This window comes from Candidatus Nitrospira neuquenensis, assembly GCF_979578155.1.
This window is the reverse complement of the sequence record NZ_CEFZDU010000022.1, coordinates 23,677-45,889: the sequence shown is the minus strand read 5'-3', so window position 1 is coordinate 45,889 and position 22,213 is coordinate 23,677. Positions and strand designations below refer to the sequence as shown.

Here is a 22,213-nt window from a genome sequence, read left to right as displayed (position 1 = left end):
GCGATGAATCTCTCCGTCATCGTCCCGGTCCACAACGAGAGCGCCAACATCGCACCTTTTTACCAACGAGCTCGGGCGGTGCTGGAGTCCTTGCCGGGCCTCCGCGAATGGTCGCTGGTCTTCGTCAACGACGCCAGTGAGGATGACTCGCTTTCCGAGATTCTCAAGCTGCGGGCGCAGGATTCGCGCGTCCGCGTGATCACGCTGTCGAGGCGGTTCGGCTACCACGCGGTCCTGATGGCCGGGCTCACGACCGTGGAGAGCGACCTCTATGCCATGGTGGACGTGGATTGCGAGGACCCCCCGGAGCTCTTCGTCCAGTTCTACGGTGCGATCCAGGGCGGCGCGCAAGTGGCCTACGGCATCCGGTCGAACCGCGAGGAGCCGGCCGTCATCACCTTTCTCCGGAAGTTGTTCTACTACGCCAACAAGCGGATCGCGGACAGCGAGATCGTTCTCTGGATGGCCGAGTTCGCCATGATCACCAGGCAGGTCCGCGACGCAATCATCGCGCCGCACACCACCTATCCCTTCCTGCGTGCGGAGCTGGGGTACGTCGGGTTCAAGCGGGTCGGCATTCCGTATTTCCGGGCCAAGCGCGCCCATGGGCGCTCGCACTACAGTCTCTGGCGGATGACGCGCTTCGCGGCGGCGGGCATCCTGTCGAGCTCGACGTTCCCCCTCCGGCTGGTGTTGTACGTCGCGGCGGCGTTGGCCGTGGCCTATCCGAGCCTGGTCCTGCTGCGGGGATTGACGCTCGAAGCGGCCGGCCGACTGGCCATGATCCTGTCGTTTTACTTCCTCCTCGTGACCGTCCCCATCATTGCGCTCTACCTTGCCAGGACTTACAAGAACGGGGTGGCTCGGCCGGTCTATGTGGTCGACGAGACACAGTCGTATTTATGAGCCAACCCGAGACCACGATCGGCTTACAGGCGAACTGCCGGGTCTGTGGGTCGTCGAAGACGGCGATCTTCCTCCCCGGCGTTCGAGATTACATCACGGGCGAATCCTTCGACCTGCATCGGTGCCTGGCCTGCGGCGTTGTCTTCACCTGGCCACAACCGCTTTCCTTGAATCGGTTTTACCCACGCCAGTACCGCCAGTATGGCGGGCTGACGCAGCGTGTCTTGAAGCTCCTCTACGATCGGCGGGTGCGCAAGTGGGTCAGGAAACTGGGGCCCTCCGGATTGGCGCTGGAGGTGGGGTGCGGCGCCGGGTGGATGCTCGGAGCTCTCCGGCAGCAGGGCTGGAAAGCGGTCGGGGTTGAGCGGTCTGTGCTCAGCGCGGCAGCCGCACGGACCGGCGGTATTCCGGTGTTCGCTGGGAACCTCGACGGGCTGAAACCCGAGCCCTGCTTCGATCTGATCATTCTCTTTCAAGTCCTCGAGCATCTGCCCGATCCCCTGGGCACGCTACGGCAGGTGGCCAGGCTGCTCAAGGCCGGCGGTCATGTGGTCTTGGCCGTGCCGAACCTGGAGGGATGGCAGGCGGTGGCGACCGGCCGGTCGTGGTTCCACCTCGACGTGCCGCGCCATCTCTACCACTTCACCAAGGAGTCGCTATTCCTGCTGCTGAGCCGTGCCGGGCTGGCGGTCAAGGAAACACGGTACGCCTCGTTCGAGCATGATCCCTACGGGTGGGTTCAGAGCCTCCTGAATCGAATGGGGTTCCCGCAAAACCTGTTGACCAAGGTCTTGATGGGAGTGGATCGAGGGGCAGTGCTGTCTCCAGCCGGCCTGACCATGACCCTCACCGGTAGTCTCTTGGTGCTGCCCAGTCTGCTGCTGGCCGTGGCCAGTTGGGGGGCCAGCGCCGGTGCGTCGGTCGAAGTGGTGGCGGCCAAGCCTAAGCGGGAGGAGACGGAGGGCCAGGTTCAGGACGATCCCGCCGCGCAGCAGGCCTTTTACGATGACATCTGGGTGGCCTGGCGCGACATGCAACGGTATGCGCCCGCGCCGCGGTATCTCCGTCGGATGGTCCTGCGCCAAGTGAGGCGTCTTGCGTTCGAGTCAGTCCTGGACATGGGGTGCGGAGAAGGGACCTTGCTGCGAATGATCGCCCAACGCTATCCGGGGGTCGCGCTGGCGGGGTCCGAGTTGAGCGCCACGGCGTTGCGCTATTGCAAGGAACAGCTTCCGCAGGCGCAGTTGTTCCGTCTGGACATTGTGCGGGATGACGTCCCGGAACGAGCCTACGACCTCATTATTTCCGTCCAAGTGCTGGAGCATCTCCAGGACGACCTCGCGGCACTCAGAAACTTAAGGAAGATGTGCCGCCGCTACGTGCTGATCAGTGTCCCCGGGGGCGAGCTCGACGAGCACGGCCGGCGGATGGGGCACTATCGCCACTACACGAAGGACGGGTTGGTCCAGAAAATGGAGCAGGCGGGTTTTCGCGTGGTGCGGGCCTTCACCTGCGGGTGGCCGGTCCACTCCCTGATCTATCGGCAGCTCGTCCGGCATCTGCCCAAGAGTGCGGTGGAACAAGTGGGACTGGGCGAGTACAACTGGAAAAAGCGGGCGATCATGATCCTTGCAGATATTGCTTATCGCTTCAATCTTCCTTTCGTCGGCACGGAAGTTTTCGCGGTCGGAGTGCCCCGACCCGATGACGGGAACCGGGGGTCCGAATGCCCCTGTGCCGGCAGCCCGCCCGGAACCGCATAGCCGCATGAGCCGCCTGCTGCTCCTCCCTCTGTCACTCGGGGGCCTGGCCGCCGGAGTGTTCGTCATTCCCTACCTAGTACCGCAGCCGGGTGCGCTGCTTAGCGTATCCACGCTGTCGGGGTACAACAACTCGGTCGCCTACCCCCTCTATCTCCTGTTTCTGGGACTCTCGGTCTACTGCATTGCCGGAGCTGCCGAGTCGGAGCCGACGCCCCCGCTAGTTCCCGTTGCCACCTCCCTGGTTCCGCCCCCGCTTGTCTGGTCGATCCTGGGGGTGCACGGTCTCCTCTTCTGGGCCCTCTACGCGGCCAAACAAGGCTTCGTCTTCGCGGAGGCCCTGTACTTCCAGGACCTCCTCTACCGGATGCAGGCGGGTGCGATCCCCTTCGTCGATGTCCACTTCTTCTATGGTCCGGCGATGCTCTATCCAGCATACTTCCTGAGCCGCTGGATGGGGATCGGCCCCGCTTACGCGCTCTATTACGCGGCCAGTTATCTGGCCGGGCTTTATTTGATGTACGTCGCGCTCGCGAGCCTGTTGAGCTCCCGCCGTGCCACCCAAGCTTGGTTTCTGTTCTTCGCCTTCGGTTTCTTTAATCCCTATACCGGGCTGAACTATGCCATCCTTCGGCACATGCTGCCCGTCGCCGCCCTCCTGTGCGCCTGGTGGGCTTTTCGGGCCCCGGCGCCGGCGCGGCTCGCGGGGACGGTAGCACTGGTCACGTTGGCCCTCTGCTATTCGCCGGAGATCGGACTGGTGACGACGGTCAGCATCGCGACGCTCAGTCTCCTGGTCTTGCTGTGCCCTCGTGGGGAGCGGGTGTCGCCGACGTCGCTGTTGGTCCATCTGGCTGTGCCTCTCGCGTCGGTCGGACTCCTGGTCCTCCTCTTTCGTCTCATGGACCCCCTGGGCAGGGCGTTGCCAGCCTACTTCCAGCCGATCGTGACATTCTCCTCTGGGGGATGGAACACTCCGGTGGAGCCCAGCCTCCCGACCCTCACAATGATGGGGTTGACTCTGGGGACAGGGGTCATGCTCCTTCGGGCCTTGAAGAGCCGGGGATGGGACGAGTCGACCGTGTGGCTCCTCGCTTACGGGGTCCTGATCCTGTTGATGGAACGGGCGGCTTTCGGCAAGGCAGACGTCAGTCACATCGCCTACAGTGGCCTCCCCTTATACTTGCTCGCCGTCCGCTGCGCTCCGGTCCTCCTGCGCGGGCAGGGCGGTACCCGCTGGCTGGCGATGCTGATGGTGGTTGGGGTCGTCCTCCCGCTCCAACTGTTCCATGGAATGATGTTTCTCCCCTACCTCAAGCCAGGCATCGTCTCCGCGCAACAAGCGGGAGCAGGGCACGTTGCGCCCGGGGGCCGCTCCCCGAAGGAAGCGATCCAGGCCAGCCTCGTGCGCGCAATCGAGCATTTCGGCCGAGATCGCCCTTACTACATGCATAAGCTGGAGTATTACCGCCTTCCCGTTTATCTCCGATTCGGGCTTGAGCCGCTGTTGTATTTCCCTTCGCTGACGTCGGTCTTCACTGAGGCGGATATGCGGCGCGTGATCCAGGATCTACGTGAGCGACGCGCGATCGTGCTGGCGCGCCGGGCCGATCTCACTCCAGCCGTTTCGGAGGACAACCCCTCGACCCACTGGCTGCTCTTCCTCACCAGCTCGCCCCTGCCGGGCTCCTCGGTCTTCGAGTTGACGAACCGGTTTCAAGCCGGGCTGGAGGCTCCTTTGCTGGTGTTTCTCCAGACGGAGTACGAGGTGGCCTTCGAGGATGGGGAGATCGTGGCGCTCCTGCCGCGGAGGCAGGAAAGGCTGCGGCCGGTAGCCGTGGCGGCGAGGTCGCCGGCAGCGCGGAGGTCGGTCTCGCATCTGGTCTGGACGGGAGGCAGACACCTCGGAGCCGTGGCGTCGAAGCCATTAATAAATTTGGCTCTTCAGGAAATCGTGTGGGTCACTGACTCCGCTTGCGCTATGCTCGGGGCCTCGAAAGGAGGACCCGAGCGATGCGCGACCTCGAACTCTATCAAGCGGTGCTGGGGCTCAAAGCCCCCTGGACCGTGGTCAACGTGGAACTGAATGTGACGGGGCAGCAGGTGACCGTGACCGTCGAGGCTGGACCGGGGCCCTATCCCTGCCCCGCGTGTCAGGAGCCTGTCCCGGGCTATGACTGCAAGCGTCGACGGTGGCGCCATCTGGATACCTGCCAGTTCACGACGTGGATTCAGGCGGACCTCCCTCACGTGAACTGTCCGACCCATGGGGTCAAACAGATCACGGTGCCCTGGGCGGAGCCCGGCAGTCAGTTCACGGCCTGGTTCGAGCGCCTGGCCATTGACTGGCTCCGGGAGTGCTCGGTGAAGGGGGCCGCCGGCCTGCTGCGCCTCACCTGGGGTGAGGCCTGGGGGATCGAGGCGCGCGCCGTCGCCCGGGGGCTCAGCCGCCGCACCCAGGACGTCGTCGCACACCTCGGTGTCGATGAGAAGGCCATCGCGAAGGGGCATCGGTCCCTCACCGTGGTGGCGGATCTGGAACGCAGCCGCGTCCTGTATGTGGCAGAGGACCGCAAGCAGGAAAGCGTGGATGGCTTCTGGGGGCACGCTGACGCCTGAGCAACGGGTGGGGATTGAGGCCATCGCGATGGACATGTGGGCGCCCGCCATCCAGTCGACCCAGGCTCACCTCGATGGGGCTGAAGCCACGATCGTGTTCGACAAGTTCCATCTGGCCAAGCATCTGCATGAGGCCGTGGACGGGGTGCGCCGGGCGGAACAGCGGGCCTTGAAGCAGGCGGGCGATAGTCGGCTGACGGGAACCAAATACCTCTGGCTCATGCGGCCCACGGCCATGACGGCCGAGCAGCGGGCCACCTTCCGCACACTCACGCGCAGTGACCTCAAGGTGGCCCGGGCCTGGGCCCTGAAGGAGCGCTTCCGCCAGTTGTGGGACTATGCCTACCGGGAGGCCGCCCAGAAGTTCTTCGCCCGCTGGTTCTGGCGCGCCCCGCACAGCCGCCTGCGGCCGATGGCTGAGGTGGCGAAGCTGATCCAGCGCCACCTCCCCAATGTGCTCACCTATCTGCGGCATGGCATCACCCATGCGGGATTGGAAGCCGTCAACGCGACGATCCAATGGGTCAAGAACACCGCTCGCGGCTTCCGCAACGTCGAGCACTTCAAGACCGCGATCTACTTCCATTGTGGAGGACTGGATCTCTATCCAACCCACACGAAAGCCTGAAGAGCCATAAATTTTGACATTTTAGGAACAGAATGTTATAGCTGGGCGGCCTTGATCGGGCTACACGGCCCGATGCCCTGGTATCACTCCAAGGCTTCCTTACCCCCATGATCCCGGCGACATTGATTCACGCAAGCAAGTGTGGCGCTCCTGGATGGGCATGAGATTGGCTCGGCGTTCTCGACCCGTTCCACCTACAGAGACTGGCTGTCGAGGTAGGGGGAGGGCGTGAGCGAAGGAGCCGCGAAGGCTATGATTGCGAAGGCGCTCGTCATCCTGCTCGTTCTGCAAATGACCCTCGGGTTCCCTGCGCTCATCTGGTCGCAGGGAACGGAGGGAGGGGCGAAGGGCAAGGGCAGCAAGTTCCGCCCCCCCGGCTCCCAGCGTAAGGGGGGGGCAGGTACGGCAGGAGGGCAGGGCAGCGCGGAAATAGGGGTGGAGGGGGCAACCCCCTCCCTCGAAAGGTTGCCGGGCGGGGCGGCGCTGTCGCGGGCCGTCCGGCCAGACCAGTACGTTCTTGGGCCCGGCGATGGACTCACCGTCAACCTCTGGGGCGAGTTCGAGGCGCTCTACGAAGTGCGGGTCACCCCGGACGGGAAGGTCAGCCTGCCGACGCTGGGCGACCTGAAGGTCAAGGGGTTGACGCTGGCCGAGGCTGAGGCGCTCATCGACGGCGAAGTGAAGCGGTATTATCGGAACGTGCGGAGCGGTCTGAGCCTGACGACGCTGAGAGTGTTCCAGGTTTCTGTCCTCGGCGCGGTCGTGGCCCCCGGCACCTACCTGGCCACGCCGGTCAGGCGGGTATCGGACCTGATCGCCGAAGCCGGAGGAGTTCTGCCGGGCGGAAGTTGGCGGGAAGTGGAAGTGCGGCGCGGCGGGCAAGTGGGGCCCAAAGCAGACCTGATCGCCTACTTAAGGGAGGGCGATGACAGGAAGAATCCCACGCTGATGGACGACGACGTCCTGTTCGTCCCGCCGATCCGCCAGATGGTGGTGTCCGTGGTCGCCAATGAGGTGGTGACGAGCCCGCAGACCGGGCAGGTCACCGAGAATTCCACCCCCCGAGAGGTCGAGCTCAAGGAGGGTGAACGGCTCAGCCAGTTGTTCCTCCAGGTTGGCCCCCTGAGTCCTTGGTGGAATCTTGAAGGGGTGTACATCATCCGGAATTCCAAGTCTCCCGAGGGCCAGATGAAGATCCCCGTGGACGCCAGGCGGGTGCTGTACGAACGTGATAGGACACAAGACATCGAGCTTCAGGCGGGAGACCAGGTCTTCATTCCCTCTACAATCCGACGGGTCTTCGTCAATGGATTGGTTCGAACCGGCGGGGCCTTCGCCTATGTGCCGGACCGGACAGCGGAGGAGTATCTAGGACTGGCGGGGGGGCTCAGCCTGCAGGCCAGCTTGGACCGGTCCACCATTATCCGCGCCGACGGCACCGTCGAGCCCTTCCGGTCCGACGCGGTTCTGTTTAACGGCGATGCCATCCAGGTGGAGCAGAAATACTTCGCCACTCCCTCCGATTACGTCGGTATCATCGGGGGACTCACAAGCCTCGTCTTTTCCAGCTTTGCGTTCCTGAGCACCTTCAACAAGTAGCCCACCGATGGACGGTACGATTCCGGCAAAACAGGCAACGCTTCTGGACTATTGGAAGGTCCTGCGGCGTTACTGGCTGATGATCTTCGTCCTCGTACTCCTGTCCGTTTCCGGCACCTGGGTCTGGTGCAAACTATCCCCGCGCCTCTACGAGGCCAAGGCCACGCTGCTGCCGGCGAGAGAACAGGTCGGCGGGGGCGGGATCTCCTTCGGCGACAAGGACAAGGGCGGTGGGGGAGGGATGGCCATGGAGATGCTGACGGGGCAGAAATCCGGTCCCAATACCATGGAGATTCTCCATGCCTTGCTCGTTTCCCGCACACTGGCGGAGCGGATGGTCAAGGAACTGAACTTGCTGGAGTATTACGGCACGACGTCCCTCGATCTCGCCATCGCCACCCTGCAGAGCGAAACCGACGTCCGGGCCTCGCCCTTCAAGACCTACGAGGTCACGGTCCTGACCCGGGATCCCCAGATAGGTGCCTTGATCGCCAACACTTACGTCGAACAGTTGGACCGGCTGCACAAGGAGCTCCAGATTTCCTCCACCAAGCACCATCGGACCTTCCTGGAAGCCCGGTTGGCCGAGAAGACCAAGAAACTCGCGGAAGCGGAGGAGTCCTTGCGAGCGTTCCAGACCGAGCACCGCACCATAAGTCTGACCGAAGAGACAAAGGCCGCCATGAGCGCCGTCGCCGACCTCCACAGCCAGATCGTCGGGTTGGAAGTGGAGTTGGCCGCGCTTCGGTCCTATGCCACCCCAAGCCATCCGCAGATCAATCAGCTCGAGGTCCAGATCGCGGAGCTCCGCCGGCAGCTCGACCACATGGAGAAGAACCAGATACAGGGAACCAGTGGCAAACGGTCCCGGCTCCCACTGTCCAAACAGGCTTTCACCGAATATGCCGAGGCCCCGGCCCTCGCCCTGGACTATCTACGGCTCGCCCGACAGGTCAAGGTCGAGGAGTCCGTGTACGGCATGCTCGTCGGCATGCTGGAGCAAGCCAGGATCGCCGAGTCGCGCGATGTTCCGACCATCCAACAGTTGGACAGGGCCGTGCCGGCCGCGTGGCCGAGCCGGCCCAGGACGATGCAGAACCTGCAGGCGGCCGCCGCCCTTTCCCTCATCCTTGGAATCCTGCTGGCCTTCTTCCTGGATTATGTGAAGCAACTGCGGGTCCAAGACCGTGTCGAGACTCCCTACCTGAGCGGCGCCGGCGAGCTGCTGCCGGAGCCGAACGGGTCGGCCGGCAAAGTCGGAGCGTTCGGTGAGTTCGAGAAGGAACCGGAACATCTCCACCGCTGACGGGCGCCACAGGACCGATGGCCTGTCGGCGGGCGGTGACGTCGGAGAGGGGGCGGCAGCCGGTGTCCGGGGATCAAGACTCGCGGGGGACCATCCGTGAGAGCGAGGCGTCGAGGAGGCGGGCGCAGTCTGTCAAGATCGTCCGTGTGATCGGCCGGTTGAACATCGGCGGTCCGGCCATCCATACGGTCCTGCTCACGGAGGGGCTCCAGGACGGGCGCTTTCAGTCCATCCTAGTGACCGGAACGATCGGAAAGACCGAAGGCGACATGGCCTACCTTGCCGCCCAGCACGGTGTCGCTCCCCACGTCATTCCGGAGCTGGGCAGGGAGATCTCCTGGTGGGACGATCCGGTCGCGCTGTGGAAGCTGTACCGCCTGCTGCGAAGAGAGCGCCCGACCATCGTGCACACCCACACGGCCAAGGCCGGCACGCTCGGCCGACTGGCCGCCGCGGCCGCCGGCGTACCCGTCAGGATCCACACCTTCCATGGCCATGTCTTTCACGGGTACTTCAGCCCGCTCAAGACCAGGGTATTTCTCCTCATCGAGCGCCTCCTGGCGAAGATCACGACCAGGATCGTCGCGATCAGCGAGGCGCAGCTCGCAGACCTGGCCTGGCGGTATGGCATCGCGCCCGCCAATAAGTTTCAGGTCATCCCCATCGGGCTGGACTTGGAGCCGTTGCTCGCGCAGCCCGCGCGGCGAGCAATGGAGGAGACCGGTGCCCGCCGCGATGAGCTCATCGTGGGGTTCGTCGGACGACTGGTACCGGTCAAAGATCCCCTGCTCGCCCTCCGGGCGTTCCATGCGGTGGCCACCAGGCTGCCGGGCGGGCGGCGCATCCGGCTCGTCGTCGTGGGTGACGGAGAGCTGCGGGCGGATATCGAGGCGTACGTGAGGGATACGGGGCTTGTCGCCCAAGTCGAGTTCTGTGGGTGGCGCCAGGACATGGGGGACCTCTACCGCCGCTTGGACGCCGTCATCCTGACGTCGAAGAATGAGGGAACTCCCGTGGCCTTGATCGAGGCGATGGCGGCGGGTCTTCCCTTCGTGGCCACGGCGGTCGGGGGGGTGCGAGACCTCATGGTCGGAGCCGGGAGGCCGATGGCGGGCGCTGGTGGCCGGACGGTGTTCACCGCGTTTGCCAACGGGTTCCTCGCGGAGCCGGGAGACGAGGAAGGACTGGGGGTCGCTCTGGAACACCTGCTGTCGGACGGAGGGGCCATGGCGCGGATGGGACAGGAGGGCCGCCGCTTCGTCGCGCAACGGTACTCCAAGGAGCGGCTGCTGGAGGACATGCGGGCGCTGTACGAGAACTGCCTTCGCGGGCGGAACTGTTCCATCGAGCGTGAGCCCACGGTCCCAGCGCGGAGCCGGGACGCAGCGACGAGGGGGAAAAAGGTCAACGCATGAATTACCTGATCACGGGCGGGGCGGGATTCATCGGGTCACACCTGGCGGAGGCGCTGCTGAAGCACGGCGCCGACGTCGCGGTGATCGACGATCTGTCCACGGGCAGCATCCTCAACATCGAGCACCTGAAGTCGGATCGCCGATTTCACTACGTGCTGGACACCGTGATGAACCGGTCGGCGCTCACGGAGTTGGTGGACCGGGCCGATGTGATCATCCACCTGGCGGCGGCGGTGGGCGTCCGGCTGATCGTCGAGAGCCCGGTGCGGACGATCGAGACCAATATCAAGGGCACGGAACTGGTGCTGGAGCTCGCCGGCAAGAAAAAGAAAAAGGTCATGATCGCCTCCACGAGCGAGGTCTACGGCAAGGCCAGCAAGGTGCCCTTCTGCGAGGACGACGATTTGGTCCTGGGGGCGACCGACAAGGGCCGGTGGAGCTACGCCTGCTCGAAGATGATCGACGAGTTCCTGGCCCTGGCCTACTGGAAGGAGAAGCAGGTGCCCACCGTGGTCGTGCGCCTCTTCAACACCGTGGGCCCCCGGCAGACGGGGCAATACGGGATGGTCGTGCCCCGGTTCATCGCCCAGGCCCGCAAGCATGAACCGATCACCGTCTACGGCGACGGCAGCCAGCGGCGCTGCTTTACGTGGGTCGGCGACGTCGTGCAGGCCATCATCGCGCTCTCGGAGCACCCCGGCGCGGTCGGGGAGATCTTCAACCTGGGCAGCACCGAGGAGGTCACGATCTTGGAGCTGGCCGAGCGCGTGAAGGAGGTGACGAAAAGCTCCTCTCCCATCGTCTTCATTCCCTATGAGCAGGCGTACACGGCGGGCTTCGAGGATATGCCGCGACGTGTCCCCTCGTTGGAGAAGGCCGGTCGCCTGATCGGCTACAGGCCGACGGTCGGACTGGACGGCATTCTCAAGTCCGTCAACGAGCACTTTGCGCAGAGGTCGGCCTGACCATGGTCGAAGCCTCGCTCATCGGCGCGTTCAGCGCCCTTGCGCTGGCGTTGGTCTTGACCCCGCTGGTGCGGTGGGTCGCGCGTCGGCGCGGCCTGGTGGCGCAGCCACGCGGCGACCGGTGGCACAAGCAGCCGACGGCGCTGTTCGGCGGCGTGGCCATTTTCCTCGCCTTCGCCGTCCCCTTCGCCCTCCTGACCGACCATGACCCCAGCTTCCTCTTCCTGGTCGGAGGAGGGGCCGCCATCTTCCTCCTGGGGTTGGTGGACGACCTGCTCCGCCTCGAGCCTTACACGAAGCTCGTTTTCCAGATCGCGGCGGCCAGCCTGGCGACGTTCGGCGCCTTCATCCCGTCGGGCGGGCTTGCCCCGGTGCTCATTCCCCTGGCGATCTTCGGCCTGGTCGCCCTGACCAACGCCTTCAACCTGTTGGACAACATGGATGGGTTGTCGGCCGGGACCGCCTGTATCGCGTCGTTCTTCCTCTGCCTCATCGCCCTGACCCAGGACAGCGGCACCGTCGCCGTCGCTTCGGCCATTCTGGTGGGGGCCACCTTGGGCTTCCTGGTCTACAACTTTAACCCTGCCTCCATTTTTATGGGCGACTCGGGAAGTATGTTCCTGGGCTTCATGCTGACATCTCTGACAATGAAAGGCCATTGGGAACATGCGACGAACCTCCTGCTGATGGTCCTGGCGCCGTTGCTGGTCTTGGCCGTCCCGATCTTCGACACCACCTTCGTGACGCTCATGCGCTGGCTGAACGGCCGGGCGATTTCCCAGGGCGGGCGGGACCACACCTCGCACCGGCTCGTGGCCTTCGGCCTGTCCGAGCGCAAGGCCGTGACGCTCTTCTACGGCATCAGCCTCTTGTGCGGCTCCATCGCGTTTCTGGGGGTCTGGTACAACAGTTTCCTGCTGGCGCTGCTCGGCACGCTCACAGTGATCGGGATCTCCTACCTCGGGATGTTCCTGAGCGGCATCGTCGTGTACGGCACGGAGGGCGAGGCGCGGGTGCGGGAAGCGGAGAGCCGCGGCACTGTGCTGGACATCTTCCTCATGCACAAGCGCCGGATCCTGGAAGTGCTGCTGGATCTGGGCCTCATCTGTCTGGCATACGTGGCCGCCTTCGGCATCCGGTTTGAAGGTTATATCCCCAATGAACACTTCCGCGTGCTCGTCCAGTCGTTGCCGATGATCGTCATGATCAAGCTGCTCGTCTTCGCCTCCTGCGGCCTCTATCGGGGGGTCTGGCGTCATCTGGGGATCCAGGACGCGATCGCCATCGCCAAGGCGGTGACGTTGAGTTCGCTGCTGGCCGTGACGGCCATGACCATGTTGTTCCGGTTCGACCTGTTCCCGCGGAGCGTATTCGTGGTCGATTGGATGGCCCTGCTCCTTCTGGTGTCGGGGTGCCGGGTGCTCATTCGGGTGATCCGAGATTACCTGTTCCGCCTCTCCGACATGAGGGGCAAGCGGGTCGTGATCGTGGGGGCCGGCGACGCGGGCGTGATGACGTTGCGGGAATTTCAGAACAACGCCAAGCTCGGCTGCGTCCCGTTGGGCTTCCTGGACGACGATCCCGACAAGCAGGGCCGGATCATCCACGGGGTACCGGTGCTGGGGGGGCGGGACCGGATCCGGGACGTCGTCGAGCGATTCCGGGTGGACCAGCTCGTCGTCGCGATGCCCTCAGTCCGGGCGGACCGGTTGGCCAGGGTGATTCAGGACTGCGAGTCCACCGGACTGCCGGTGACCGTCATGCCCTCGCTGACGGACCTCTTCCAAGCCAGGAGTAACGGAGAAGGCTCGCGAAACGGCCTGTACCAATCGGACGCGGAGCATGAGGAGCCGGATAAAAGGCAGGCATGGCACTGACGAAAGGGCCTCCGGGGGCATGGGTGACTGCGATCGACATCGGGAGGGGGCTGCGGGGCACGGCGGCCTGCCTGGTCATTGTGCTGCTCGCTGGCTGCCAGAGCCTATCCTCGTGGCCGCTGGCCCGGGGACAGGAATCTCTTCTCGCCCAACCGCCGGTCCGTTTTGCCTTTCCTGGGCGGATCAAGACGGTCGCGTTTACCCAGCAGGGACGCCTGCTCGCCATCGCGGGGTGCGCCGACCGGTTCGAGCCCACCCCGAGAGCCTGTACTTCCGGCCTCATGGAGTTGTGGGAGGTCGAGCAGGTCCAGGTGAGCCGGACGCTCCGTTACCCGGACCCCGTGACCGCCTTCGCCGTGGCACCGGATGGGCAAGGGTGGGCGCTGGGCGATGGGGATGGACGGGTGCTCCTGTCGAAGGAGCCCACGAGAGTCACGGCCCGCCCGATCCACCAGAACGGTGAGATCACGGCTCTGGCCTTTTCGCCGGATGGCCGCTGGATCGCCTCCGGAAGCCGGGACCCCAGCTACCCTCTGGGGTTCATGGACCCGGCGACCGGCGGCATGATCCGGACCAAGACGCGATTTGAGCCGGTTTCGGCCCTGAGTTTTTCCCCTGACGGTAAGTACCTCGTGCTCGGCATGGCCAGCGGTGGCCTCGTTGCCTGGGAGTTCGGCGCGAGCGGCAACCTCGTGGACCTCCTGCCCAGGTACGGGGGCAAGAGCGGCGAGGTTACGAGCCTGGCCTTCTCGCGAGACGGGGCGCTCCTCGCCTATGGACGGAGGGACGGGAGGCTGGGAGTATTCCTCTTCGGGTTGAAGCAGCCGCTCGTGGAGGCCGTCGGGATGAGCGCGGTGACGGCCGTGGCCTTCTCTTCCGACGGTCGCTACCTTGCGGTAGGGTTCGACAGCGGCAAGGTCCAGGTGATCGAGCCGAAGGAAAGCCGCGTGGTGTGGTCCAGGCAGCACGTTCTTCCGATCACGAGCCTGGCCTTTTCCCCTTCGGGCAAGACGCTCGCGGCGGGTGTCTTGCACGAGGCGTACCTCTATCGGTTCGCATCTTCCGACGACGAAGGACCTCGCGCCGCGGGAGGGGGGCGCGCTCAATAGGATGAGGGCGACGGGTGCTCGGCGGCGGAGCCCCCCTTCCTTGTGCACCGTCCGCGCTCCCTCCGGCGCTCCCGCTCCCGGGTCCAGCCATCCCATCACCGCCGTCCGTGGGGCTCGACAGACGGCCCCAACTGGCTTATAAAGGCCCCACATGCGAGGGGAGACCCTTCAAGGTCTCGGGAGCCGGGAATCAACCGGAGGATCTCGATGAAAAGCCGTTGGGCCGACCGGGAGGCGAAGGGCCTTGAGGGGCTGGACGAGCTGGTCTACGCCACGAGGCTGATCGGCGCGGAGCCCAGGCTGGTCCTCTGGGGCGGCGGCAACTCGTCGGTCAAGGTCCTCGCGACGGACCACGTCGGCCGGGAGGTCCGGGTGCTCTGGGTCAAGGGCAGCGGGTCGGACATGAAGACGATCACCCCCAAGCAGTTCACGCCGCTCCGATTGGACGACTTGCTGCGCCTGGAGGAGCGGGAGGCGATGACGGACGAGGAGATGGTCGCCTACCAGACCCGCTGCACGATCGAGCCGACGGCGCCGAAGCCCTCGATCGAAACCCTGCTCCATGCCTTCGTCCCGGCCGCCCACGTCTACCACACCCATGCCGATGCGATCTGCACCTTGACGGACACCTCGCAGAGTCATGACCTGCTCAAGCGGGTCTACGGCGAGCGGGTCGCCGTGGTCCCCTACGTGCGGCCGGGGTTCCGCCTGGCCAAGATGGTCGGGGAGGCCTATCGGCGCAACCCTCGCCTGCACGCCATCGTGCTCGACAAGCACGGCCTCGTCACGTGGGGCGACACCGCCAAGGGGGCCTACCTGCGGACCATCGGGGTGGTGTCCGAGGCCGAGCGCTTCATCCGCCGGAACGTCATGCCCCCGGCCAAGCGGTCGGGGACGGCGTCCGTCGAGGAGCGGCGGCGTGTGGCCGCCCGATTGCTGCCCATCCTCCGGGGAGCGTTGAGCCGCAACCGGCGGGTCCTGGTGACCTACGAGGACGATGCGGCGACGCTCGCGTTCGTCAACGATCCCCGCGCCCGCCGCCTGTCGCAGATCGGCCCCTTCACGCCCGATCACATGTTGCATACCAAGCCGAAGCCGCTGTTCCTGGAGATTCCTCCGGGGGACAGCGGCCCAAGCCTTGCCTCCGCCGTCGCCAAGGCGGTGGAGGACTACCGGCGTGACTACGTCCGGTACGTCGAGCAGTTCAAGGCGCCCGGCGTCACGATGCTCGATCCCTATCCGCGGGTGGTCCTCGTCCCCGGTCTGGGGATGTTCACGACGGGCAAGGATCGGCGCGCCGCCAGGATCTGTCACGACCTCTACCACCACACGATGCGGGTCATCCTGGACGCCTCGGCGCTCGACCATTACGCCTCGCTGCCGCCGAAGGACCTTTGCGACTTCGAGTACTGGCCGATGGAGAACTTCAAGCTGACGTTGCTGCCGCCGGAGAAGACGCTGTCGCGGCGGGTGGCCCTGGTCACGGGCGCGGCCGGGGCGATCGGGCGCGCGATCGCCGAGCGGTTTGTGGCGGAGGGCGCTTCCGTGGTCCTGACGGACCTCGACGGCGTCAAGGTCCGTGGCCTCTCGGAGGAGTTGAATCGAGCCTCCGGCGAGGAGAACACCGTCGCCGTCCCCCTGGACGTGAGCGACGAGGCGTCGGTCGCCGCGGCCTTCCGGAAGGCGGTGCTCGCCTTCGGCGGGCTCGACATCCTGGTGTCCAACGCGGGCGTGGCCCACAGCGCCCCCGTGGCGTCGCATTCGCTGGCGGACTGGCAGGCCTGCTTCGCGGTCAACGCCACCGGCCATTTCCTGGTCTGCCGCGAGGCCATGCGGATCTTCACGGAGCAGGGGCTCGGCGGCAACATCGTCGTCGTCGCGACCAAGAATATCCTGGCCCCCGGAAAACATTTCGGGGCCTACTCGGCATCGAAGGCCGCGCAGGCGCAACTGGCGAAGGTGCTCGCGATCGAGGGGGCCGAGCTCGGCGTCCGGGTGAACATGGTGAACCCGGATGCCGTGTTCGACGGGTCGGGCCTCTGGTCCCGGGAGATCCGTCAGGCGCGCGCGACGACCTACGGCGTGCCGGTGGACAAGCTGGAGGACTACTGCGCGAGCCGCAATCTGCTGAAGGTCAAGATCACCGCCGACGACGTGGCGGAAGCCGTGTTGTTCCTCGCCTCCGACCGGTCGGCCAAGACCACGGGCGCCATGATTCCGGTCGACGGCGGCAATCGTGAGGCCTTCCCGAGATAGCGGGATGGCGCCCGGCGGAAGCCCGCGCCGACTCGGACACGGCGCGGCCGGCTCCGAGGGTCGGGTTCTCGACGATCGGGCCCCTTGTGGACGTCGGCTCTGCTCCCAGCGGATACCCCCTCCGCCTCCTTCTCCAGGCTCCCCGGCCGGGCGGTACAGGGTCAGGGGGTCAGTTGCGTGCGGCCCGTGGGGGTGACGGGACCACGGACAGCGGGTCGGTCGGGTCCTCACGCAGGGGGGCCCTGCGATGGTGAAGGGAGCGGGACGGAGTGAAGCGTCGGGTCGGGTGCTGGGCGCTCCTGCTTGTGCTGGGCCTGGCGATGGCGACGGGCAGCGTGGCGCAGGCCTCGGTGAACCTCCCCCTCCATCACTGGGCCTACGACGCGATCGACCGTCTGTCGGTGATGGGCCTGGTGGACCGGGCGATGATCGTCGCCAAGCCCTACAGCCGGAAGCAGGCGGCCAAGTACGTCGCGCTCGCGATCGAGAACGCCTCGACCCCCGAGTTTCAGGTGGATCAGCAGGAGGCGACGGTCGGCCTGCTGCTCCCGCGGCTGATGCGGGAGTTCGAGCCGGAACTGGTCGACCTCGGCGCGATGCCCAAGCCCGTCGGCGCGCCCGCCGGCCTGTCGCTGGGCCTGCCGGGGGGCTCCTTCCGCTACGGCGGCCGGCTCCAGGTCGAGGGCGACGCCTTCTTCGTCGGCGGGGGGCAGACGGTCCGTCTCCGGGAAAACCGGATGGGCCAGTACTACGCCAACAGCCCGCAGGTCCAGTCGGACTTCCGGGCCTGGGTCGAGATCACCGACGCCTTCTCCATCACCGCCACGCCCCGCTTCATCAGCGACCCGCACGCCCTGGGCATCGGGCCGACGAACAACGCGCACAACGTCTACATGCAGGAGCTCAACGCGAAGCTCACCCTCTGGAACGTCACGGCGCAGATCGGACGCTCCAGCCTCTGGTGGGGGCCGGGGTACCGGGGCTCGCTGCTCCTGACCGACCATGCCTTTCCCCTGGACATGATCCAGCTCGGGAGCGAGGAGGCCTTCAGCCTGCCCTGGGTCTTCAAGCCGCTGGGCGAGTGGAAGATCAACACTTTCCTCGCGCGGCTCGACAAGGATCGGGACTTCCCCAAAGCGAAGCTGTTCGGGCTGCGCATCAGCTACCTGCCCACCAGTTGGTTGGAGCTGGGGCTGACGCGCCTGACCCAGTTCAACGGCGAGGGGAACCCGCAGTCGTTCCCCAAGATCGTCTTCGAGAGCTATTTTTCGAACCCCACCAACAGCCTCGGACAGACGGACGTGAACGAGCAGGCCATGATCGACTTCAAGATCAAGGTCCCCCACGTGAACTACCTGGTGCCCTTCGCCTCCGGCCTGCAGATCTACGGCGAGATCGGGTCCGAGGACAAGTGGACGAAGTTTCCGCTGCCGACCCAGGCGGCGATCCTGGGCGGCCTCTACATCCCGCAGTTGATTCCGGGCGATTCCTGGGACCTGCGCTTCGAGTACGCCGACACCGATTTGAGCTACCGCCGGACCGGCCAGGCCAACGTCTGGTACAACAATTTCTTCTACACGAGCGGCATGCGCTACCGCGGCTATCCGCTCGGCCATTGGATGGGGCCCGACGCGGTGGACTACTTCCTGCGCACCAGCCGCTTCTTCCGCGAGGACATCCAGGTCGGCCTCAACCTCGAATACTCCGAGCGCGGCATGAGCGTCCCGGTCCACGAAAAGAAGAAGGAGTTCGACCTCGACCTGACCTGGTGGTTCGCGCCCCGCAAGCACATCAGCGTGAATTACGCCTTCCAGCGCCTGGACAACCCGGGCCAGATCGCCTCGCTCACGCCCTACACGCAGACCTTCGCCTCCGGCGTCGTGGCCAACAACAACTTCCTCTGGACGATGCTGACGATGGAGTTCTGAGGCGGCGGGGGCGGTGGATGATTACCGGAACAGCGCTTCCATGCGCTCGAGCGCGGCCGCGTCCAGCCCGGGCAGCACGAGGCGGGCCCGCGCGAGCCGGTCGGCCGCATAGGTGGTGGCGACGGCGACCGCCGTCATGCCGGCGGCCAGGGCCGCCTCGATGCCGGCCAGCGAGTCCTCGATCACCAGACACTCGCCCGGTTCGATGGGCGGCTCGGCCGGCGGCGCCGAGGCGTTCAGCCGCGCCAGCGCCAGCCGATAGACGGCCGGGTCCGGCTTGCCGATCGTCGTATCCTCGGCCGACACGATGACCGCGAAGTCCTGCTCGACGGGCGTCTCCCTCAACGCGAACGCGATCTGCTCCCTCCTGCCCCCCGAGGCGATCGCCAGCCGATAGCGCGCCCCCGCCCGCTTCACGAACTCCACCACTCCCGGAAACAGCGGCGGCTTCCTCGCCGCCGTCTCTTCCCTGAACAGCGCGGCCTTTCGCTCCAGGATCCGGGCCAGCCGGGCGGGATCGGTCCATCCGGAGGCGGCCAGGAGGGCGGTCGCGCAATTGCGCTCGTCCATCCCGAGATACCGGCCATAGTAGTCCTCCTGAAGCAACGTCAGGCCCTCCTCGGCCAGCGCCCGCTGGAAGGCGAGGAAATGCGGCGTCTCGTCGTCCGCGACGACGCCGTTGAAGTCGAAGATCACGGCCCGCAACATTCCCCCCTCCCGACTCGGCCCGCGGCACGGTACCACGCGGGCGCGGCGCGGGCAAGCGCGCCTTGCCCACCGAGGGTCCCTCCTGTATCCTGCCCTTGCCCCCACAATCCCCGGCGAACGAGGACGTATGGCGGAACGCGACCTCCTGACCGACCTGCTGGTGATCTTCGCCGTGTCGATCACGGTGGTCTTTCTGTTCCAGAAGGCCCGGCTGCCCTCCATCGCCGGCTTCCTGGCCGCCGGCGCGCTCATCGGCCCGCACGGGCTCAACCTCGTCTCGGACCTCGGGCGGGTCCAGACCATGGCCGAGATCGGCGTCGTCCTCCTCCTGTTCACGATCGGCGTGGAGTTCTCCCTCACGCAGCTCGCCGCCTCGCGGAGCGTGCTCCTGATCAGCGCCCCCCTCCAGCTCGCGGGCGTCCTGCTGCTGGTCACGGCCGTGGCCGCGACCGCCGGCCTCCCGTGGCGCGAGGCGGTCTTCTGGGGCTGCCTGCTCTCGCTCAGCAGCACGGCCATCGTGCTGAAGGCCCTCTCCGAGCGGGGGGAGACGGATTCGCTGCACGGGCGGGCGACGATCGGCATCCTGATCGTCCAGGACCTGGCCGTCGTGCCGATGATGCTGATCGCCCCCATGCTGGCCGGGCCCGCGGAGACCTCGCTCACGGCCCTGCTCCTGCCGCTGCTGAAGGCGGCGGCGGTAGTGGCGGCCATCGTCGTGGGGGCCCGGTTCCTCGTGCCCCGGATCCTCCGGCAGATCGTGCGGAGCCGCAGCCGCGAGCTCTTCCTCCTCACGGTCATCGTCCTCTGCTTGGGGATCGCCTGGCTGACGTCCGTCACGGGGCTCTCGCTGGCGCTGGGGGCCTTCATCGCGGGCCTGATCATCTCCGAGTCCGAATACAGCCACCAGGCGATGGCCGAGATCCTGCCGTTCCGGGACTCCTTCAACAGCCTGTTCTTCGTGTCCGTCGGCATGCTGATGGACGTCCGCGTCGTGGCGGCGCATCCGGTGCTCGTGGTCGGGCTCGTCGCGGCGGTGCTCGTCGGCAAGTTCGCGACCGCGGCCGGGCCGGTGCTGGCGGCGGGCTATCCGCCCCGCTCCGCCGTGCTGGCCGGCGTGGCCCTGGCCCAGGTGGGGGAGTTCGCCTTCATCCTGGCGCAGGAAGGACAGGCCGTGGGGCTCCTGGCGGACGAGCCCTACCAGGTGTTCCTGGTCGTCTCGGTGCTGACGATGGTGGTGACGCCCCTCTTGATGCAGGGGGCGCCGCGGCTCGCCCGGCGCGCCGAGGCGATGCAGCGGCTCCGGCACTGGTTCCCCGGGCAGACGACCGCCCACATGGAGCGGCAGGACCTGCGGCACTTGCGGATCAAGGACCACGTGATCGTGGTGGGCTGCGGGCTCAACGGGCGCAACGTCGCGCGGGTGCTCCTGGACACCGAGATTCCCTTCGTCGTCCTGGAGCTCAACGGCGACTTGGTCCGCGCCGAAGCCCAGCGGGGCATGCCGATCTACTACGGCGACGCGACCAATCCCCACGTGCTCCGGCATGCGCGGGTGGAGGACGCGCGGGTGCTCGTCATGGCGATCTCCGACCCCTTCTCGACGAGGCGGGCGGTCAAGATCGCCAAGGGGATGAACCCCGCGCTGCACGTGATCGTCCGCACGCGGTACCTCAAGGAGATCGAGGAGTTGCACCAGCTCGGCGCGGACGAGGTGGTGCCGGAGGAGTTCGAGACCTCCATCGAGATCTTCGCCCTGGTCCTGCGCTCCTACCGGCTGCCGCCGGAGTTCATCCATCAGAAGGCCGAGCAGGTGCGGCGGGAGGGGTACGCTCTGCTGCGGCGCACCGCCCTGCCGGAGCTCGCCCACCACCTCCGGGGCGGCACGCTGACCGATGTCGAGGTGGACACCTGCCGGATCGAGCCGGACTCCCCGGCGGTCGGCCGGACGCTGGGCCAGCTCTCCATCCGGCCGCGGACCGGCGCCTCGGTGATCGCCCTGACCCGCCGAGGCGTCACCGAGTCCAACCCCTCCGCGCGCACCAGCCTGCAACCGGACGACATCGTGGTCCTCCTCGGCTCGCGGGACCAGATCCGGCGGGCCGTGGGGCTCCTGGCCGACAGCAAGGAAGCCTGACGCGGGAAGGGCTCGATCCCCGTGCCTTGACAGGGAAAACGAGCGCACCGTATAGTGACGGCGGGTCTCGGTGCCGCCGGTTCGATCCCCTCCTGTGCGAGGCCCCTGAGCCAAGGGGGTGCCCATGAGCCAGACCGGAGTGGAGCCACACGTCGCGCTCGCCGAGCTGAAGGAGTCCAAGCCCGACCGGGTGACGCTCGTCGTGCTGAGCGGCGACATGGACCGGGTCATGGCCGCGTTCATCATCGCGACCGGCGCGGCCGCCATGGGCATGCAGGTCACGATGTTCTTCACCTTCTGGGGGCTGAACGCCATCCGGAAGCAGGGAGCCGCGAGCGGCGCCCGCGACTGGCTGAGGCGGATGTTCGGCCTGCTGAACCGGGGCGGCGCGGACCGCCTGCCCCTCTCCCGCTTCCACTTCGGGGGGCTGGGGACCCGGATGATGAAGACCGTCATGAAGCAGCACCGCATGCCGGGCATCCCCGAGCTCATGGAAACGGCGCAGGACCTCGGGGTGCGGTTCATCGCCTGCACCACGACCATGGGCCTCATGGGGATCACCAAGGACACCCTGATCGACGGCGTGGACCAGCTCGCCGGCGTGAGCACCTACCTGGCCGAGGCCAGGCAGGGCAGCGTGAATCTGTTCATTTGACGGAGCAGCGCGTCGTGATTCAGTCAGACGTCACGCTCGATACGCTCGGGTACTTCTGCCCGATGCCGATCATCATGACGAGCAAGAAAATCAAGGAGCTGACCCTGGGACAGGTGCTCGAAGTCATCTCGGACGACGAGGGCATCAAGAAAGACATGCCGGCCTGGTGTCAGACGACCGGGCACGAGATGGTCGGCCTGGAGGAAACCGAGCAGGAGCGCAAGCGCATCTACAAGGCCTTCGTCAAGAAAACCAAGTAGTTCCAACCTGACCGTGGAGCCACGAGCCGGGGTGCCGAGGGGTGCTCCGGCTTTTTTATCCCCAGCTTGCCCGCCGCGGACCAACAGG

At 66.1% G+C, this 22,213-nt stretch carries 17 protein-coding genes; 16 read left to right on the top strand and 1 reads right to left on the bottom strand.

All coding sequences use genetic code 11. The features are described 5' to 3' along the window. Window positions 1–3: 3 nt before the first annotated feature. The 13 genes from AC1U7O_RS09100 to AC1U7O_RS09040 all read left to right on the top strand — a co-directional run bounded on the left by AC1U7O_RS09100 (window position 4) and on the right by AC1U7O_RS09040 (window position 18,368). Window positions 4–906, top strand: a complete 903-nt coding sequence (locus tag AC1U7O_RS09100; protein ID WP_479894408.1) for a glycosyltransferase family 2 protein — start codon at window positions 4–6, stop codon at window positions 904–906. Beyond that, on the top strand, window positions 903–2,669 hold the full coding sequence (locus AC1U7O_RS09095; RefSeq protein WP_479894407.1) for a class I SAM-dependent methyltransferase: 1,767 nt from the start codon (window positions 903–905) through the stop codon (window positions 2,667–2,669). The genes AC1U7O_RS09100 and AC1U7O_RS09095 overlap by 4 nt, the downstream gene beginning before the upstream one ends. Window positions 2,670–2,673: 4 nt before the next feature. After that, the gene (locus tag AC1U7O_RS09090; RefSeq protein WP_479894406.1) at window positions 2,674–4,752 is read left to right on the top strand and encodes a hypothetical protein; all 2,079 of its coding nucleotides are present in this window, start codon (window positions 2,674–2,676) and stop codon (window positions 4,750–4,752) included. After that, window positions 4,680–5,285 (top strand): helix-turn-helix domain-containing protein, encoded by a 606-nt coding sequence (locus AC1U7O_RS09085; RefSeq protein WP_479894405.1) that lies wholly within the window; start codon window positions 4,680–4,682, stop codon window positions 5,283–5,285. The genes AC1U7O_RS09090 and AC1U7O_RS09085 overlap by 73 nt, the downstream gene beginning before the upstream one ends. 28 nt (window positions 5,286–5,313) lie before the next feature. After that, the gene (locus tag AC1U7O_RS09080) at window positions 5,314–5,913 is read left to right on the top strand and encodes a transposase (protein WP_479894404.1); all 600 of its coding nucleotides are present in this window, start codon (window positions 5,314–5,316) and stop codon (window positions 5,911–5,913) included. Window positions 5,914–6,165: 252 nt separating this feature from the next. Further along, complete coding sequence (locus tag AC1U7O_RS09075; protein ID WP_479894403.1) at window positions 6,166–7,512, top strand: polysaccharide biosynthesis/export family protein; 1,347 nt, start codon at window positions 6,166–6,168, stop codon at window positions 7,510–7,512. Between the two features lie 7 nt (window positions 7,513–7,519). After that, on the top strand, window positions 7,520–8,818 hold the full coding sequence (locus tag AC1U7O_RS09070; RefSeq protein WP_479894402.1) for a GumC family protein: 1,299 nt from the start codon (window positions 7,520–7,522) through the stop codon (window positions 8,816–8,818). A 146-nt stretch (window positions 8,819–8,964) separates the two neighbouring features. Next, the gene (locus AC1U7O_RS09065; RefSeq protein ID WP_479894401.1) at window positions 8,965–10,233 is read left to right on the top strand and encodes a glycosyltransferase family 4 protein; all 1,269 of its coding nucleotides are present in this window, start codon (window positions 8,965–8,967) and stop codon (window positions 10,231–10,233) included. Further along, complete coding sequence (locus AC1U7O_RS09060) at window positions 10,230–11,198, top strand: GDP-mannose 4,6-dehydratase (protein WP_479894400.1); 969 nt, start codon at window positions 10,230–10,232, stop codon at window positions 11,196–11,198. Before AC1U7O_RS09065 ends, AC1U7O_RS09060 begins: the two co-directional genes overlap by 4 nt. 2 nt (window positions 11,199–11,200) lie before the next feature. After that, window positions 11,201–13,075: a hypothetical protein gene (locus AC1U7O_RS09055; RefSeq protein WP_479894399.1), complete on the top strand. Its 1,875-nt coding sequence runs from the start codon at window positions 11,201–11,203 to the stop codon at window positions 13,073–13,075. A gap of 23 nt (window positions 13,076–13,098) precedes the next feature. Next, entirely contained in the window at window positions 13,099–14,184 is a 1,086-nt protein-coding gene (locus AC1U7O_RS09050) for a WD40 repeat domain-containing protein (RefSeq protein ID WP_479894398.1), read from the top strand. A gap of 207 nt (window positions 14,185–14,391) precedes the next feature. Next, window positions 14,392–16,440 carry a bifunctional rhamnulose-1-phosphate aldolase/short-chain dehydrogenase gene (gene rhaD, locus AC1U7O_RS09045; protein ID WP_479894397.1) on the top strand — a complete coding sequence of 683 codons (2,049 nt, stop codon included), beginning with the start codon at window positions 14,392–14,394 and terminating at the stop codon, window positions 16,438–16,440. Window positions 16,441–16,709: 269 nt separating this feature from the next. Further along, window positions 16,710–18,368 carry a capsule assembly Wzi family protein gene (locus tag AC1U7O_RS09040; RefSeq protein WP_479894396.1) on the top strand — a complete coding sequence of 553 codons (1,659 nt, stop codon included), beginning with the start codon at window positions 16,710–16,712 and terminating at the stop codon, window positions 18,366–18,368. A gap of 21 nt (window positions 18,369–18,389) precedes the next feature. On the opposite strand, the gene AC1U7O_RS09035 is transcribed toward AC1U7O_RS09040, so the two are convergent. Then, complete coding sequence (locus AC1U7O_RS09035) at window positions 18,390–19,076, bottom strand: HAD family hydrolase (RefSeq protein WP_479894395.1); 687 nt, start codon at window positions 19,074–19,076, stop codon at window positions 18,390–18,392. 127 nt (window positions 19,077–19,203) lie between these two features. Here AC1U7O_RS09035 and AC1U7O_RS09030 point away from each other — a divergent pair, with 127 nt between their 5' ends. From AC1U7O_RS09030 to AC1U7O_RS09020, 3 genes are all read left to right on the top strand, one after another. Beyond that, window positions 19,204–21,210, top strand: a complete 2,007-nt coding sequence (locus tag AC1U7O_RS09030; protein WP_479894394.1) for a monovalent cation:proton antiporter family protein — start codon at window positions 19,204–19,206, stop codon at window positions 21,208–21,210. A 124-nt stretch (window positions 21,211–21,334) separates the two neighbouring features. After that, a complete protein-coding gene (locus AC1U7O_RS09025; RefSeq protein ID WP_479894393.1) occupies window positions 21,335–21,865 on the top strand; it encodes a DsrE/DsrF/DrsH-like family protein in 531 nt (176 codons plus the stop codon). A 14-nt stretch (window positions 21,866–21,879) separates the two neighbouring features. Beyond that, window positions 21,880–22,125: a sulfurtransferase TusA family protein gene (locus AC1U7O_RS09020; protein ID WP_479894392.1), complete on the top strand. Its 246-nt coding sequence runs from the start codon at window positions 21,880–21,882 to the stop codon at window positions 22,123–22,125. Window positions 22,126–22,213 lie beyond the last annotated feature (88 nt).